The following is a 14,229-nucleotide window of genomic DNA, read 5'->3' on the forward strand; positions in this document are numbered from 1 at the left end:
CCTGCAAGCGCCCCGAAGGGCGCTGAGTGTTAATTTTTATTGGTAGCGCCGCTCAGACGAACGGCGTTGGGTTTTCCTGGTGTTGGCAAAAAGCCTTAGAAACCGAGCGATTGTGCGTTGTCTTTGGTGACTTCGAGGATCTTGTTAAAGCGGATCACTTTCTTCTCCATGTCGACATCGGCTTTCCCTAAACCATCGATGGCCAGATCCGGCGTCACCTCTTTGCCCTGCAGCAGTTGATCGGCGACCGTTACCAGCGCATAACCGGCGTCTTTCGGATCCCACAGCAACGCTTTTTTGATGTCTCCACGCATCAGATACGGCGCGGCCTGAGCGGGCATGGCGATACCCACGACGGCGATTTTATCTTTCGCCCGCTTTTTCTGTACCGCCTGACCGGCGCCGATCGGACCCAGTGAGCCAAAGCCGATAACCCCTTTCATCTGCGGATAGGTTTTCATCAGATCCAGCGTCGTGGCGTAGGATTTGTCGATGCTTTCCGCCACCGGCAGACGCGAGGTAACTTCGAACATCTCCGGATATTTTTCTTTCTGATACTTAATGGCGTAGTCGGCCCAGGCGTTATGCAGCGGCACGGTCAGCGACCCGACGTAAATGGCGTAGCCGCCTTTGCCGCCCATGCTTTTCGCCAGCTCGTCAACGTTGGCCTGCGCGTACTTCTCACTGTCGATAGTTTCAATATCCCACTGACCGATCTGCTGGTCCGGTGATTCATGGGTCAGAACGACAATGCCCTTATCGCGCGCTTTCTTCAGTACCGGTTCAAGCACCTTCGCGTCATTGGGCACCACGATGATCGCGTTAACGTTTTTGGCTATCAGATCTTCAATTACCTTCACCTGCTGGGCCGGATCGGGCGTGGACGGTCCGGTCTGGTACGCGTTAACGTCCAGCTTTTTAGCCGCCTCATTGACGCCGGTTTCCATGCGGTTGAACCACGGAATCCCCGTCACTTTTGCCACTACAGCGATTTCATATTTTTCTGCCGCAAAGGACGTGCCGGACAACATGCATGCAGAAGCCAGGGTTGCACTGAGTAATGCGAGTTTGAATTTCATTGTCGTTCCTTTTAATGGGACCAGGGCATGTCACGAAACGAGGTTAGCAACGAAGGGAAGAGGCTATGAATCATAAGTTTGGTAAATGTGATCACTGCCCATAATTGTTATTATTTAGGTAATAATTAGTTAAATTTATGTTTTAATTTGCGTTAGGTGGCTTCTGGTGGAAAATATATTTGTTAAAAATAAATTAAAATAAAACAAATAAATAACATTTTTGTAGCAATCAGAACGTCAGACGAGTGAATTTGTCTTTGGTTGCCAGCAGTCGCGGCAGAGAAAATTGCAAAAATGAGAGCTGAATCGAGACAGGAAAACTGTGCGCAATTTTTCTGGTTTTTTTGCTATCCTCCCGGGCAGTTTTGCCACGCGGAATTTTCGTGGCCGGTCCTGGATCGTGAGGAACAGATGTCACTGGTTAAACGCAGTACGTTGTTATTACTGCTCGTCTCGATGACGTTTACGGCGGGCGCGCATCCTCATAGCTTTATCCGCCTGAAAACGGAAGTCATCAGTGAGAATGACCGCCTGGTGGCGCTAAAGATGCGCTGGACCATGGATGAGCTCACCTCAGCCGATCTGCTCTATGACGCAGGAGACGCGAAACCCGGTTCAGAGGTCTGGAAGAAGCTGGCGGCGGAGGTGATGGCGAACGTGCTGGGACAGCACTATTTCACCGAAATGTGGCACAACGGGCAGCGGGTGAAATTTAAAAATCGTCCTGCGGAATACGGTATGGCGCGTGAAGCGCTTCAGGCCGTGCTGACTTTTACCCTGCCTCTGGCCGAACCGCAGCCGCTCAGCGGACAAACCTTTACCTTTTCCACTTTTGATCCCTCTTACTATGTCGATATGAGCTATGAGGAAGACCGCGACGCCGCGCTCTCTCCGGCGATGAAAAAGCAGTGTGATATTGCGCTGCATACCCCGACGCCGAGCGAAGAGTCACTGAGCTTTGCCCGGTCGCTGGATAAAGAGGACGCGCCGCCGGAAGATATGGAGCTGGGTAAACAATTTGCGCAGAAGGTCACCGTGACATGTCGCTAATTTCACAGAATTCTGTACGCACGCGACGCTGGAGCGCCCTCTGGCCGCTGGCGCTGTTTATGCTGCTGGCCGCCGTCGGCGGCGTCTGGCTGTGGCAGGCGTGGCCGCAGGTGATGGTCAAGAGCATTGTCTGGCAGCGGGAGGTCAATCAGCAGATGAGCGCGCTGCTGAAAGCCGTTGCGGCGAATCCGGCGCAGGCGGGCGGTTCGCTGCTGCTGTTCAGTTTTGTCTATGGCGTGCTGCATGCGCTGGGGCCAGGGCATGGCAAGGTGGTGATCGCGACCTGGCTGGCGACCCATCCGTCGAAGCTGAAATCGGCTATTGGCCTGACGCTGGCCTCTTCGCTGTTGCAGGGGCTGGTGGCGATAGAGCTGGTAGTGCTGGTGCTGGGCTTATTACACCTTCCGGCAAGGCAGTTGCATCAGAGCAGCTTCTGGCTGGAAAAGGGCAGCTACGCGCTGGTGGGCGTGCTGGGCCTGCTGCTCTGCTGGCGGGCGGTGAAAAAACTGCGCGCGCTGCTGCGAAAGCCCGGATTCACCGCCTTCACGCCGCATCATACGCATCATGCTAACTGCGGCTGCGGGCATCAGCACCTGCCGGATCCGGAGCAGCTTAAAAGCGGCGACGACTGGCGCGCGCGGCTGATGATTATGCTGTCGATGGGGATGCGCCCCTGTTCCGGCGCGATTATGGTGCTGCTGTTCAGCAAAGTGATCGGCGTTTTTTACTGGGGAATGGCTTCGGCGCTGGCGATGGCGGCGGGCACCTCGCTGACCATTACGTCGCTGGCGCTGCTGGTGCATAGCTTCCGCACGCTGGCGGTCAGACTGAGCGGCAGTAAAACGCCGGCGCTGTGGCGTCAGGTAGGCTGGTCGACGCTGGCGTTAGCCGGAGGCGCTTTCTTAATCATTGCGGCGGTGGTGATGTGGGCGAGTGCGGCGCCAGTGGGAAGGGGGTTAAGACCGTTTTAATTTTGCCGGATGGCGCTTCGCTTATCAGACCTACAGATCATTTCCCTCTGTAGGCCGGATAAGGCGTTAGCCGCCATCCGGCAGCAAACGATTAACGCTTCAGCGCGTCGCTCAGTTCGTCACGCATGTTTGCCAGCATCGCTTTCACCACGCGCGGGTTGCCCGCCACGATGTTGCCGGTCGTCATATAGTTATGACCGCCGGTAAAGTCGCACACCAGCGCGCCAGCTTCACGGGCAATCAGTTCGCCTGCGGCGAAATCCCACGGGCGCAGGCCGATTTCGAAATAGCCGTCAACGCGCGCAGCGGCAACATAGGCCAGGTCCAGCGCGGCGGAGCCGGTGCGACGGAAGTCGGCGCATTCGGTAAACATTTTACCGAGAATATTCATGTAAGAGGTGGCGTGCGGTTTAGCTTTGAACGGGAAGCCAGTGGCGATAATAGTGCCGTCCAGATCGCGCGCGTTGCTGCCGCGCAGACGGTAGCCGTTCAGCTGCGCGCCCTGACCGCGGGTAGCGGTGAACAGCTCATTACGCATAGGATCGTAAACAACGGCCACTTCGGTACGGCCCTTAATGCGCACGGCGATAGACACCGCGAAGTGCGGCAGGCGTTTTACGAAGTTGGTGGTGCCATCCAGTGGATCGATAACCCATTGAACATCCTGATCGGTCCCTTCATGTTCACCGCTTTCTTCGGTGATGATGGTGTGCTGAGGGTAAGATTTGCGGATCGTTTCGATAATAATCGCTTCGGCGGCTTTATCGACGTTAGTCACAAAATCATTGCTGCCTTTCTGGCTGGTTTCTACTGAGTCGGGCGTTTCGTAGTGTTTGGCAATTACATTACCCGCCTTGCGCGCTGCGCGCACGGCGATGGTCAGCATCGGATGCATCGGTCTCTCTCACTGGATGTTAAAGAACGGGAAAACGGCGCAGAGTATAGCAGCGGGATCGGAATATGTCTTGGTTTTATGATAATATGGCCGAATAATCTTTAGACGAAGAAAGACAATGCTGCAAAACATACGAATCGTACTGGTTGAGACGTCTCATACCGGCAATATGGGCTCCGTTGCCCGCGCAATGAAAACAATGGGGTTAACCAACCTGTGGCTGGTCAATCCGCTGGTGAAGCCGGATTCGCAGGCGATCGCGCTGGCGGCCGGGGCCAGCGATGTGATTGGCAATGCGCAGATTGTCGATACCCTCGACGACGCGCTGGCCGGATGCAGCCTCGTGGTCGGCACCAGCGCGCGCTCGCGCACCCTGCCGTGGCCGATGCTCGATCCGCGCGAATGCGGTCTGAAAAGCGTGGCAGAAGCGGCAAATACCCCGGTGGCGCTGGTGTTTGGCCGTGAGCGCGTGGGGCTGACCAATGACGAGTTGCAGAAATGCCATTACCACGTCGCGATTGCCGCTAATCCGGAATACAGCTCGCTGAATCTGGCGATGGCGGTGCAGGTGATCGCTTATGAAGTGCGCATGGCCTGGCTGGCGACGCAGGAGAACCCGGACGCCGCAGCGCATGAAGAGACGCCGTACCCGCTGGTCGACGATCTGGAGCGTTTTTACGGTCATCTTGAGCAGACGCTGCTCGCCACGGGATTCATTCGTGAAAACCATCCGGGGCAGGTGATGAATAAATTGCGCCGTCTGTTTACCCGTGCGCGTCCTGAAAGTCAGGAACTGAATATTCTGCGCGGGATGCTGGCGTCGATTGAGCAGTTAAAGAAAGAGAAGCCGTAGGCCGGATAAGCGAAGCGCCATCCGGCAGGTGAAAACGGCACTGAAGGTTAAATACCTGAGTAAAACAGTCAAGTAAATAGTTGACTGTTTTAGTCGGGAATGTCAGACTTGGCCCTGCTATGCAATACCCCTATTTTACAATAAAAAACCCCGGGCAGGGGCGAGTTTGAGGTTAAGTAAGACATGAGACTGACATCTAAAGGGCGTTATGCCGTGACCGCAATGCTGGACGTTGCGCTCAACTCCGAAGCGGGCCCGGTGCCGTTAGCTGATATTTCTGAACGTCAGGGGATCTCCCTTTCTTATCTGGAACAGCTGTTCTCCCGTTTACGTAAAAATGGCCTGGTGTCCAGCGTACGCGGACCCGGCGGCGGCTATCTGCTGGGTAAAGACGCCGGCAGTATTGCAGTAGGTGAAGTGATCAGCGCTGTTGACGAGTCGGTTGATGCGACCCGTTGCCAGGGCAAAGGCGGCTGCCAGGGCGGCGATAAATGCCTGACCCACGCGCTGTGGCGCGATCTGAGCGACCGTCTGACCGGTTTTCTCAATAACATTACGTTAGGCGAACTGGTGAATAACCAGGAAGTTCTGGATGTGTCTGGTCGTCAGCATACCCACGACGCGCCGCGCACGAATCGCGCTCAAGACGCGATCGACGTTAAGTTACGCGCGTAGAAATATTTCAGAATCAGGCCGGGGCAGTGACCTGTTGCCCCGCTAACTCGGTCGTACATCCAGCCGGTTGCCTGATTCCTTGCATTGAAGCGATGTACGGAGTTTATAGAGCAATGAAATTACCGATTTATCTCGATTACTCCGCAACCACGCCGGTGGATCCGCGTGTTGCCGAGAAAATGATGCAGTTCCTGACCCTGGACGGAACCTTTGGTAACCCGGCCTCCCGTTCACACCGTTTCGGCTGGCAGGCGGAAGAGGCGGTGGATATCGCCCGTAATCAGATTGCCGATCTGGTCGGCGCTGACCCGCGCGAAATCGTTTTTACCTCCGGCGCGACGGAGTCCGATAACCTGGCGATCAAAGGCGCAGCCAACTTTTATCAGAAAAAAGGCAAGCACATCATCACCAGCAAAACCGAACACAAAGCGGTTCTGGACACCTGCCGTCAGCTGGAGCGCGAAGGGTTCGAAGTGACTTACCTGGCGCCGCAGAGCAACGGGATTATTGATCTGAAAGAACTTGAAGCGGCGATGCGTGACGACACCATCCTCGTTTCCATTATGCACGTGAATAACGAAATCGGCGTGGTGCAGGATATCGCGACCATCGGCGAAATGTGCCGTGCGCGCGGCATCATCTATCACGTTGACGCCACCCAGAGCGTGGGCAAACTGCCTATCGATCTGAGCCAGTTGAAAGTGGATCTGATGTCCTTCTCCGGCCACAAAATTTATGGTCCGAAAGGTATCGGCGCGCTGTATGTTCGTCGTAAACCGCGTATCCGCATTGAAGCGCAGATGCACGGCGGCGGTCACGAGCGCGGTATGCGTTCCGGTACGTTGCCTGTGCATCAGATTGTTGGTATGGGTGAAGCCTATCGTATCGCCAAAGAAGAGATGGAAACCGAGATGGCGCGCCTGCGCAGTCTGCGTAACCGTCTGTGGAACGGCGTGAAAGATATGGAAGAAGTGTACCTCAACGGTTCCCTTGAGCAGGGCGCGCCCAACATTCTTAACGTCAGTTTTAACTACGTTGAGGGCGAGTCGCTGATCATGGCGCTGAAAGACCTGGCGGTCTCTTCCGGTTCTGCCTGTACTTCCGCAAGCCTCGAGCCATCTTACGTGCTGCGCGCGCTGGGGATGACCGACGAGCTGGCGCATAGCTCTATCCGTTTCTCTTTAGGTCGTTTTACTACCGAAGAAGAAATTGATTACACCATCGATCTGGTTCGTAAATCCATTGGTCGTCTGCGCGACCTTTCTCCGCTGTGGGAAATGTACAAGCAGGGCGTGGATCTGAACAGCATCGAATGGTCACATCATTAATCGGTATCGATAAGGAGAATTCAACATGGCATACAGCGAAAAAGTCATCGATCATTACGAAAATCCGCGTAACGTGGGTTCTTTTGACAACAGCGACGAGAACGTCGGCAGCGGCATGGTCGGCGCGCCAGCCTGTGGCGACGTGATGAAGTTGCAGATTAAAGTCAACAATGAAGGTATTATTGAAGACGCGCGTTTTAAAACGTACGGCTGCGGTTCCGCCATCGCATCCAGCTCCCTGGTCACCGAATGGGTGAAAGGCAAGTCGCTGGACGAAGCACAGGCGATCAAAAACACCGATATCGCCGACGAGCTTGAACTGCCGCCAGTGAAAATTCACTGCTCTATCCTGGCAGAAGACGCGATCAAAGCCGCCATTGCGGACTACAAAAGCAAACGTGAAGCAAAATAAAAAGAGTTGAGGTTTTGTTATGTCGATTACACTTAGCGACAGTGCAGCAGCGCGAGTTAATACCTTCCTGGCCAACCGCGGTAAAGGGTTCGGTCTGCGTCTGGGCGTAAGAACCTCGGGCTGCTCGGGTATGGCGTATGTACTGGAATTTGTTGATGAACCGGCGGCGGAAGACACCGTGTTTGAAGACAAAGGCGTTAAGGTAGTGGTCGACGGCAAAAGCCTGCAATTTCTGGACGGTACGCAGTTAGACTTCGTCAAAGAAGGTCTGAACGAAGGGTTTAAGTTCACCAACCCGAACGTCAAAGACGAGTGTGGATGCGGCGAAAGCTTCCACGTATAACCGCGTTTCTCTGTTATACCGATGAATTCGTGTTGCAGAAAGGCGGCAAGCGAGTGACTCCCCGGAAGCTGACTTAAGTCCGTGACCGGGGGCATAAGCGCAGATAACGCATCTGCAGCGCGAAGCAGGAAGGTATAACCCCACCGCGGTCGCCTGCGCGTGGGGTTTGTTCTGACAGGCTACCCCCTGAGAATGTTATGGATTACTTCACCCTCTTTGGTTTACCAGCCCGCTATCAGCTCGATACTCAGGCACTGAGCCTGCGTTTTCAGGATCTGCAACGTCAGTATCACCCTGATAAATTCGCCAGCGGCACCCAGGCCGAACAGCTTGCCGCCGTACAGCAGTCCGCTACCATCAACCAGGCCTGGCAAACGCTGCGCCATCCCTTAACGCGCGCGGAATATCTGCTCTCCTTACACAGTTTCGATCTCGCCAGCGAACAGCATACGGTGCGCGATACCGCATTTCTGATGGAACAACTGGAACTGCGCGAAGAGCTTGACGAGATTGAGCAGGCGAAAGATGAGGCGCGGTTGGACACCTTCCTCAAGCGCGTAAAAGCGATGTTCGACAGCCGCCATCAGCAGATGGTTGAACAGCTCGATAACGAGGCGTGGGACGCAGCGGCTGATACCGTGCGTAAACTACGTTTTCTCGATAAACTGCGAAGCAGTGCAGAACAACTCGAAGAAAAACTGCTCGATTATTAATTTTCGGAAGCAATTATGGCCTTATTACAAATTAGTGAGCCTGGTCTGAGCGCTGCGCCGCATCAGCGTCGTCTGGCGGTGGGCATTGACCTTGGAACCACCAACTCCCTGGTTGCCACCGTACGTAGCGGCCAGGCTGAAACGCTGGCTGACCATGACGGTCGTCATCTGTTGCCGTCGGTGGTTCACTATCAGCAGCAGGGCCACACGGTGGGTTATGCCGCGCGCGAAAACGCCGCTCAGGATACCGCCAATACCATCAGTTCGGTAAAACGCATGATGGGCCGCTCGCTGGCCGATATTCAGGCGCGTTACCCGCATCTGCCGTACCGTTTTCAGGCAAGCGAAAACGGCCTGCCGATGATCGAAACCGCCGCCGGAATGATGAACCCGGTGCGCGTGTCGGCAGACATTCTGAAAGCGCTGGCCGCGCGCGCTGTCGAGTCGCTCTCCGGCGAACTGGACGGCGTGGTGATTACCGTTCCGGCTTACTTTGACGATGCCCAGCGTCAGGGCACCAAAGACGCCGCGCGCCTGGCCGGTCTGCATGTTCTGCGTCTGCTTAACGAACCGACCGCGGCGGCGATCGCCTACGGTCTGGATTCCGGTAAAGAGGGGGTGATCGCGGTCTACGATCTCGGCGGCGGCACCTTTGATATCTCTGTTCTTCGTCTGAGCCGCGGCGTGTTTGAAGTGCTGGCGACCGGCGGCGACTCGGCGCTGGGCGGCGACGATTTCGACCATCTGCTGGCGGACTTTATCCGCGCGCAGGCGGGCATCGCCGATCGCAGCGACGACCGCGTACAGCGCGAACTGCTGGACGCCGCCATCGCCGCCAAAATCGCCCTCAGCGACGCCGAAGTCGTAACGGTTAACGTGGCGGGCTGGCAGGGCGAAGTGACCCGTGAACAGTTTAATGAACTGATCTCCCCGCTGGTCAAACGCACGCTGCTGGCCTGTCGCCGCGCCCTGAAGGATGCAGGCGTTGAAGCGCAGGAGGTGCTGGAAGTGGTGATGGTCGGCGGTTCCACCCGCGTGCCGCTGGTGCGCGAGCGCGTTGGCGAATTCTTTGGCCGTACGCCGCTGACCTCCATCGACCCGGATAAAGTGGTCGCCATTGGCGCCGCCATTCAGGCCGATATCCTGGTGGGCAACAAACCGGACAGCGAAATGCTGCTGCTGGACGTCATTCCGTTGTCGCTGGGTCTTGAGACGATGGGCGGACTGGTGGAAAAAGTGATCCCGCGTAACACCACTATCCCGGTGGCGCGCGCGCAGGACTTCACGACCTTTAAAGATGGCCAGACCGCGATGTCTATCCACGTTATGCAGGGCGAGCGTGAACTGGTGCAGGACTGCCGTTCGCTGGCGCGCTTTGCGCTGCGCGGTATCCCGGCGCTGCCCGCAGGCGGGGCGCATATTCGCGTCACCTTCCAGGTGGATGCCGACGGTCTGCTGAGCGTGACGGCGATGGAGAAATCGACCGGCGTTGAGACCTCTATTCAGGTCAAGCCTTCCTATGGTCTGACCGACAGCGAAATCGCCGCAATGATTAAAGATTCGATGAGCTTTGCCGAGCAGGATGTGAAAGCGCGTATGCTGGCCGAGCAGAAAGTCGAAGCGGCGCGCGTACTGGAAAGTTTAGCCGGTGCGCTGAGTGCCGACGCCGCGCTGCTAAGCGCCGCAGAACGTCAGGTTATCGACGAGGCCGCCGCGCACTTGCGCGATGTGGCGCAGGGCGATGACGTTGACGCTATCGAACAAGCCATTAAAAACGTAGACAAACAAACCCAGGAATTCGCCGCTCGCCGCATGGACCAGTCGGTCCGTAGCGCGCTGAAAGGCCATTCCGTGGACGAGGTTTAATATGCCAAAGATTGTTATTTTGCCTCATCAGGACCTCTGTCCGGATGGCGCAGTTCTGGAAGCGAACAGTGGTGAAACCATTCTTGACGTTGCCCTGCGTAACGGTATCGAGATTGAGCACGCCTGCGAAAAATCCTGCGCCTGCACCACCTGTCACTGCATCGTGCGTGAAGGTTTCGATTCTCTGCCGGAAAGCACGGAAGAAGAAGACGACATGCTGGATAAAGCCTGGGGACTGGAGCCGGAAAGCCGTCTGGGCTGCCAGGCGCGCGTCACCGACGAAGATTTAGTGGTCGAGATCCCGCGTTATACCATCAACCATGCGCGCGAGCATTAACAGGGGGTTCTGTGGGACTGAAGTGGACCGATAGCCGCGAAATCGGCGAAGCGCTGTACGACGCCTATCCCGATCTCGATCCGAAGACCGTTCGTTTTACCGATATGCACCGGTGGATCTGCGAATTAGAGGATTTTGACGATGCTCCGGATGCATCCAATGAAAAAATTCTGGAAGCGATTCTGCTGGTCTGGTTAGATGAAGCAGAGTAGGTAACATAACGGGCTGCCAGAGGGCGGCCCGTTTGCTAAAAAGGATAAAAAAATGACCGAAGCGATGAAAGTTACGCTCTCCACTCAGCCCGCCGACGCGCGCTGGGGCGATAAAGCCGCCTGGAGTATTAATAACGACGGCATTTCCCTGCATCTTAACGGTAAAGACGACCTGAGCCTGATCCAGCGCGCCGCGCGTAAAATTGACGGTCTGGGCATCAGACATGTTCAGTTAGCTGGCGAAGGCTGGGATGTCGATCGAAGCTGGGCGTTCTGGCAGGGCTACAAAGGGCCGAAAGGCAGCCGCAAGGTGGAGTGGCCGCAACTCGACGATGCGCAGCGCCAGGAGCTGCACAACCGCCTGACCATTATCGACTGGGTGCGCGACACCATTAACGCTCCGGCGGAAGAGCTGGGGCCGGAACAGCTGGCGCAGCGCGCGGTCGATCTGCTGTGCAGCGTGGCCTGCGATCACGTCTCTTACCGTATCACTAAGGGCGAAGATCTGCGCGAGCAGAACTATACGGGTTTACATACCGTCGGGCGCGGTTCTGAACGTCCGCCAGTGCTGCTGGCGCTGGATTACAACCCGACCGGCGATAAAGAGGCGCCGGTTTATGCCTGCCTGGTGGGCAAAGGCATTACCTTTGACTCCGGCGGTTATAGCATCAAACAGAGCGCGTTTATGGACTCCATGAAGTCCGATATGGGCGGCGCGGCAATGGTCACCGGCGCGCTGGCGTTTGCGGTAACCCGCGGCCTGAACAAACGCGTGAAGCTGTTTCTGTGCTGTGCGGATAACCTGATCAGCGGCAACGCCTTCAAGCTGGGCGATATCATCCGTTACCGCAACGGCAAAAACGTCGAGGTAATGAACACCGATGCCGAAGGGCGTCTGGTGCTGGCGGATGGTCTGATCGACGCCTGCGCGCAGAAACCGCAGCTGATTATTGACGCCGCCACCCTGACCGGCGCGGCGAAAACGGCGCTGGGTAACGACTATCACGCGCTGTTCAGCTTCGATGATCAACTGGCGAATCGTCTGCTGGCGAGCGCGGCGGCAGAGAACGAGCCGTTCTGGCGTCTGCCGCTGGCGGAGTTCCACCGCAACCAGCTGCCGTCCAATTTTGCCGAGCTGAACAATACCGGCAGCGCGGCGTATCCGGCTGGCGCGAGTACGGCCGCGGGCTTCCTGTCGCACTTTGTCGAAAACTACCAGCAGGGCTGGCTGCATATCGACTGCTCGGCAACCTATCGCAAAGCGCCGGTTGAGCAGTGGTCCGCAGGCGCGACCGGTCTGGGCGTGCGCTCGATTGCGAATCTGCTGACCGCCTAGAATCTGCTTTGTAGGCCGGGTAAGCGAAGCGCCACCCGGCATTTTGCCTGATGGCGACGCGTTGCGTCTTATCAGGCCTGGCTGTCTTACAATCAGTGATAATTATGTCGGAAACGAAGAACGAATTAGAAACCCTGCTGGAGAAAGCCGCAACGGAACCCGCGCACCGTCCGGCCTTTTTCCGTACCCTGCTGGAATCGACCGTCTGGGTGCCTGGTACCGCTGCTGAAGGCGAGACGGTTGTGGAAGACAGCGCGCTGGATCTCCAGCACTGGGAAAAAGAGGACGGCACGTCCGTTATCCCTTTCTTTACTTCCCTGGAAGCGCTGCAGCAGGCGGTAGAAGGGGAGCAGGCGTTTGTGGTGATGCCGGTGCGCACGCTGTTTGCAATGACGCTCGGCGAGACGCTGTTTCTCAACGCCAAACTGCCGACCGGCAAAGAATTTATGCCGCGAGAAATCAGCCTGTTGCTTGGTGAAGAGGGCAATCCGCTCAGTACCCAGGAAGTGCTGGAAGGCGGCGAATCACTGATCCTCTCTGAAGTGGCGGAACCGCCCGCGCAGATGATCGACTCGCTTACCACCCTGTTTAAAACCATCAAACCGGTTAAACGCGCCTTTCTTTGCGCAATAAAAGAGAGCGCCGACGCGGCGCCGAATCTGCTGATTGGCATTGAGGCGGACGGTGATATTGAAGAGATTATTCATGCGGCAGGCAGCGTGGCGACCGACACGCTCCCCGGCGATGAGCCGATTGACATCTGCCAGGTGAAAAAAGGCGAGCAGGGCATCAGCCACTTTATTACCGAACATATCGCCCCGTTCTATGAACGCCGCTGGGGCGGATTCCTGCGCGACTTTAAACAGAAGCGGATTATCTGAAGAACGGTTTGCGAGACGGCGGAAAGCGCCGGTGCGGATAATACCTTAAATATTGAATAGTTTCCTGGTTAACTGATTTGACATTCATTCTTTTACAAGGGACTATTCAGACACTATGGTGTGCCTGCGTTGCCATGGCAACACAGCCTGCTGGAAAGGCCGCGAACCGGACCAGCACAAAAAAACCGCTCAAATGAGCGGTTTTTTTGTGGCCGAAGCCAGGCAATAATCAGAATTTATTCAGACTGTGCCGGTTCGACCGGTAAATCAGCGCGCGCACCCCATTCGCTCCAGGCCCCGTCATACAGTGAAACGTCAGGCACCTCCAGGGTGGCGAGCGCCAGCACCACTACCGCGGCGGTCACGCCGGAGCCGCAGCTGGCGATAATGGGTCGATCCAGGCTGACGCCGTGGCGAAAGAAAATGGCATCCAGTTCGTCGGTGGTTTTCAGCTCGCCGTTCTGCACCAGTTCCGTCCACGGCACGTTCAGCGCGCCGGGTATATGACCGCGGCGCAATCCCGGTCGCGGTTCGTCCATCTCTGCGTTAAAGCGCGCTGCCGGACGGGCGTCGACGATCTGCGCCGTTTTTTCATGACTGGCTAACAGCACGTCGGTGACGCGTACCACCGCTTCAGGGGTAAACGCGGCGTCAAATTCGCCTTCTCTCCGTTCCGCGTCGCCTTCTTCGAGGGGCAGTCCGTCGCGCTGCCAGCCTGCCAGTCCGCCGCCGAGAATCGAGACGTTTCCAACGCCAAAGGCGCGCAGCATCCACCATGCGCGCGGCGCGGAGAACAGATTTCCTTCGTCATACACAATCAGGTGCTTATCCTGCTGAACGCCCAGTTCGCGCATGGCGACGGCAAAGGCTTCCGGACGCGGCATCATGTGCGGCAGGGGGGAGGTGTGATCGGAGAGCGCTTCGATATCGAAAAACAGCGCGCCGGGGATATGCCCTGAGCGATACTCTTGCGCCACGTCGCGATCTTCCTGTCCCGGCGGCGCCATCCGGGCGTCGATAATTTGAATCTGTGGATCGTCAATATGCTCGGCAAGCCAGTCAGCGGCAACAAACCAGGCAGTGGACATAGGCGTCTCCCTTTTTTGCGTCAGAGAAAATTAAATTTTCGGACCTTTGCCGGGAAGGGGCAAGTAAAAGAGGCTGATTTATCAGGCGATACCACAGTTCTTAAAGAAATTCAGATATCGCAATGCGTATCATCGCTTACACAAAGAAAAATCTCACGCATAATAGCCATTCTACGTTGCTAACGGGCCA

Annotated in this window: 16 protein-coding genes; 13 read left to right on the forward strand and 3 right to left on the reverse strand. The window is 56.4% G+C overall.

From position 1 onward, the window contains the following. Positions 1 to 95: 95 nt before the first annotated feature. Positions 96 to 1,079 carry an autoinducer 2 ABC transporter substrate-binding protein gene (locus K7R23_RS14085; protein WP_012906659.1) on the reverse strand — a complete coding sequence of 328 codons (984 nt, stop codon included), beginning with the start codon at positions 1,077 to 1,079 and terminating at the stop codon, positions 96 to 98. Positions 1,080 to 1,490: 411 nt separating this feature from the next. On the opposite strand from K7R23_RS14085, the gene K7R23_RS14090 reads away from it, so the two are divergent. Both K7R23_RS14090 and K7R23_RS14095 read left to right on the forward strand, forming a co-directional pair. Next, positions 1,491 to 2,129: a DUF1007 family protein gene (locus K7R23_RS14090; protein WP_012906658.1), complete on the forward strand. Its 639-nt coding sequence runs from the start codon at positions 1,491 to 1,493 to the stop codon at positions 2,127 to 2,129. Next, on the forward strand, positions 2,120 to 3,100 hold the full coding sequence (locus tag K7R23_RS14095) for a nickel/cobalt transporter (RefSeq protein ID WP_012906657.1): 981 nt from the start codon (positions 2,120 to 2,122) through the stop codon (positions 3,098 to 3,100). The genes K7R23_RS14090 and K7R23_RS14095 overlap by 10 nt, the downstream gene beginning before the upstream one ends. A gap of 91 nt (positions 3,101 to 3,191) precedes the next feature. Here K7R23_RS14095 and suhB read toward each other — a convergent pair whose 3' ends face one another. Further along, complete coding sequence (gene suhB, locus K7R23_RS14100; protein ID WP_012906656.1) at positions 3,192 to 3,995, reverse strand: inositol-1-monophosphatase; 804 nt, start codon at positions 3,993 to 3,995, stop codon at positions 3,192 to 3,194. Positions 3,996 to 4,113: 118 nt separating this feature from the next. Between suhB and trmJ the strand changes: the two genes are divergently transcribed. The 11 genes from trmJ (at position 4,114) to sseB (ending at position 12,951) form a co-directional block, all read left to right on the forward strand. Next, positions 4,114 to 4,848 (forward strand): tRNA (cytosine(32)/uridine(32)-2'-O)-methyltransferase TrmJ, encoded by a 735-nt coding sequence (gene trmJ, locus K7R23_RS14105; protein WP_012906655.1) that lies wholly within the window; start codon positions 4,114 to 4,116, stop codon positions 4,846 to 4,848. Positions 4,849 to 5,031: 183 nt separating this feature from the next. Beyond that, a complete protein-coding gene (gene iscR / locus K7R23_RS14110) occupies positions 5,032 to 5,523 on the forward strand; it encodes a Fe-S cluster assembly transcriptional regulator IscR (RefSeq protein ID WP_012906654.1) in 492 nt (163 codons plus the stop codon). A 113-nt stretch (positions 5,524 to 5,636) separates the two neighbouring features. After that, positions 5,637 to 6,851 (forward strand): cysteine desulfurase, encoded by a 1,215-nt coding sequence (iscS, locus tag K7R23_RS14115; protein WP_012906653.1) that lies wholly within the window; start codon positions 5,637 to 5,639, stop codon positions 6,849 to 6,851. A gap of 25 nt (positions 6,852 to 6,876) precedes the next feature. Then, positions 6,877 to 7,263: a Fe-S cluster assembly scaffold IscU gene (gene iscU, locus K7R23_RS14120; RefSeq protein WP_002913991.1), complete on the forward strand. Its 387-nt coding sequence runs from the start codon at positions 6,877 to 6,879 to the stop codon at positions 7,261 to 7,263. A 19-nt stretch (positions 7,264 to 7,282) separates the two neighbouring features. Further along, the gene (gene iscA / locus K7R23_RS14125; RefSeq protein ID WP_003037681.1) at positions 7,283 to 7,606 is read left to right on the forward strand and encodes an iron-sulfur cluster assembly protein IscA; all 324 of its coding nucleotides are present in this window, start codon (positions 7,283 to 7,285) and stop codon (positions 7,604 to 7,606) included. 197 nt (positions 7,607 to 7,803) lie between these two features. After that, a complete protein-coding gene (gene hscB, locus K7R23_RS14130) occupies positions 7,804 to 8,319 on the forward strand; it encodes a co-chaperone HscB (RefSeq protein WP_012906652.1) in 516 nt (171 codons plus the stop codon). 15 nt (positions 8,320 to 8,334) lie between these two features. Then, positions 8,335 to 10,185: a Fe-S protein assembly chaperone HscA gene (gene hscA, locus K7R23_RS14135; protein ID WP_012906651.1), complete on the forward strand. Its 1,851-nt coding sequence runs from the start codon at positions 8,335 to 8,337 to the stop codon at positions 10,183 to 10,185. A 1-nt stretch (position 10,186) separates the two neighbouring features. Further along, a complete protein-coding gene (fdx, locus tag K7R23_RS14140) occupies positions 10,187 to 10,522 on the forward strand; it encodes an ISC system 2Fe-2S type ferredoxin (RefSeq protein WP_012906650.1) in 336 nt (111 codons plus the stop codon). Between the two features lie 11 nt (positions 10,523 to 10,533). Next, a complete protein-coding gene (iscX, locus tag K7R23_RS14145; RefSeq protein ID WP_012906649.1) occupies positions 10,534 to 10,734 on the forward strand; it encodes a Fe-S cluster assembly protein IscX in 201 nt (66 codons plus the stop codon). 52 nt (positions 10,735 to 10,786) lie between these two features. Further along, a complete protein-coding gene (gene pepB / locus K7R23_RS14150; RefSeq protein ID WP_012906648.1) occupies positions 10,787 to 12,070 on the forward strand; it encodes an aminopeptidase PepB in 1,284 nt (427 codons plus the stop codon). A 104-nt stretch (positions 12,071 to 12,174) separates the two neighbouring features. Then, positions 12,175 to 12,951: an enhanced serine sensitivity protein SseB gene (sseB, locus tag K7R23_RS14155; RefSeq protein ID WP_024132765.1), complete on the forward strand. Its 777-nt coding sequence runs from the start codon at positions 12,175 to 12,177 to the stop codon at positions 12,949 to 12,951. 236 nt (positions 12,952 to 13,187) lie between these two features. On the opposite strand, the gene sseA is transcribed toward sseB, so the two are convergent. Further along, positions 13,188 to 14,039 carry a 3-mercaptopyruvate sulfurtransferase gene (gene sseA / locus K7R23_RS14160; protein WP_012906646.1) on the reverse strand — a complete coding sequence of 284 codons (852 nt, stop codon included), beginning with the start codon at positions 14,037 to 14,039 and terminating at the stop codon, positions 13,188 to 13,190. Positions 14,040 to 14,229: the final 190 nt, after the last annotated feature.

The organism is Citrobacter rodentium NBRC 105723 = DSM 16636, assembly GCF_021278985.1.
GTDB lineage: Bacteria > Pseudomonadota > Gammaproteobacteria > Enterobacterales > Enterobacteriaceae > Citrobacter_A > Citrobacter_A rodentium.

Coding starts and splice junctions, on each gene's coding strand:
- iscU (WP_002913991.1), top strand. CDS start 6,877: ATGGCATACAGCGAAAAAGTCATCGATCATTACGAAAATCCGCGTAAC.
- hscB (WP_012906652.1), top strand. CDS start 7,804: ATGGATTACTTCACCCTCTTTGGTTTACCAGCCCGCTATCAGCTCGAT.
- sseA (WP_012906646.1), bottom strand. CDS start 14,039: ATGTCCACTGCCTGGTTTGTTGCCGCTGACTGGCTTGCCGAGCATATT.
- fdx (WP_012906650.1), top strand. CDS start 10,187: ATGCCAAAGATTGTTATTTTGCCTCATCAGGACCTCTGTCCGGATGGC.
- pepB (WP_012906648.1), top strand. CDS start 10,787: ATGACCGAAGCGATGAAAGTTACGCTCTCCACTCAGCCCGCCGACGCG.
- iscS (WP_012906653.1), top strand. CDS start 5,637: ATGAAATTACCGATTTATCTCGATTACTCCGCAACCACGCCGGTGGAT.
- sseB (WP_024132765.1), top strand. CDS start 12,175: ATGTCGGAAACGAAGAACGAATTAGAAACCCTGCTGGAGAAAGCCGCA.
- iscA (WP_003037681.1), top strand. CDS start 7,283: ATGTCGATTACACTTAGCGACAGTGCAGCAGCGCGAGTTAATACCTTC.
- K7R23_RS14085 (WP_012906659.1), bottom strand. CDS start 1,079: ATGAAATTCAAACTCGCATTACTCAGTGCAACCCTGGCTTCTGCATGC.
- K7R23_RS14095 (WP_012906657.1), top strand. CDS start 2,120: ATGTCGCTAATTTCACAGAATTCTGTACGCACGCGACGCTGGAGCGCC.
- trmJ (WP_012906655.1), top strand. CDS start 4,114: ATGCTGCAAAACATACGAATCGTACTGGTTGAGACGTCTCATACCGGC.
- suhB (WP_012906656.1), bottom strand. CDS start 3,995: ATGCATCCGATGCTGACCATCGCCGTGCGCGCAGCGCGCAAGGCGGGT.
- K7R23_RS14090 (WP_012906658.1), top strand. CDS start 1,491: ATGTCACTGGTTAAACGCAGTACGTTGTTATTACTGCTCGTCTCGATG.
- iscR (WP_012906654.1), top strand. CDS start 5,032: ATGAGACTGACATCTAAAGGGCGTTATGCCGTGACCGCAATGCTGGAC.
- hscA (WP_012906651.1), top strand. CDS start 8,335: ATGGCCTTATTACAAATTAGTGAGCCTGGTCTGAGCGCTGCGCCGCAT.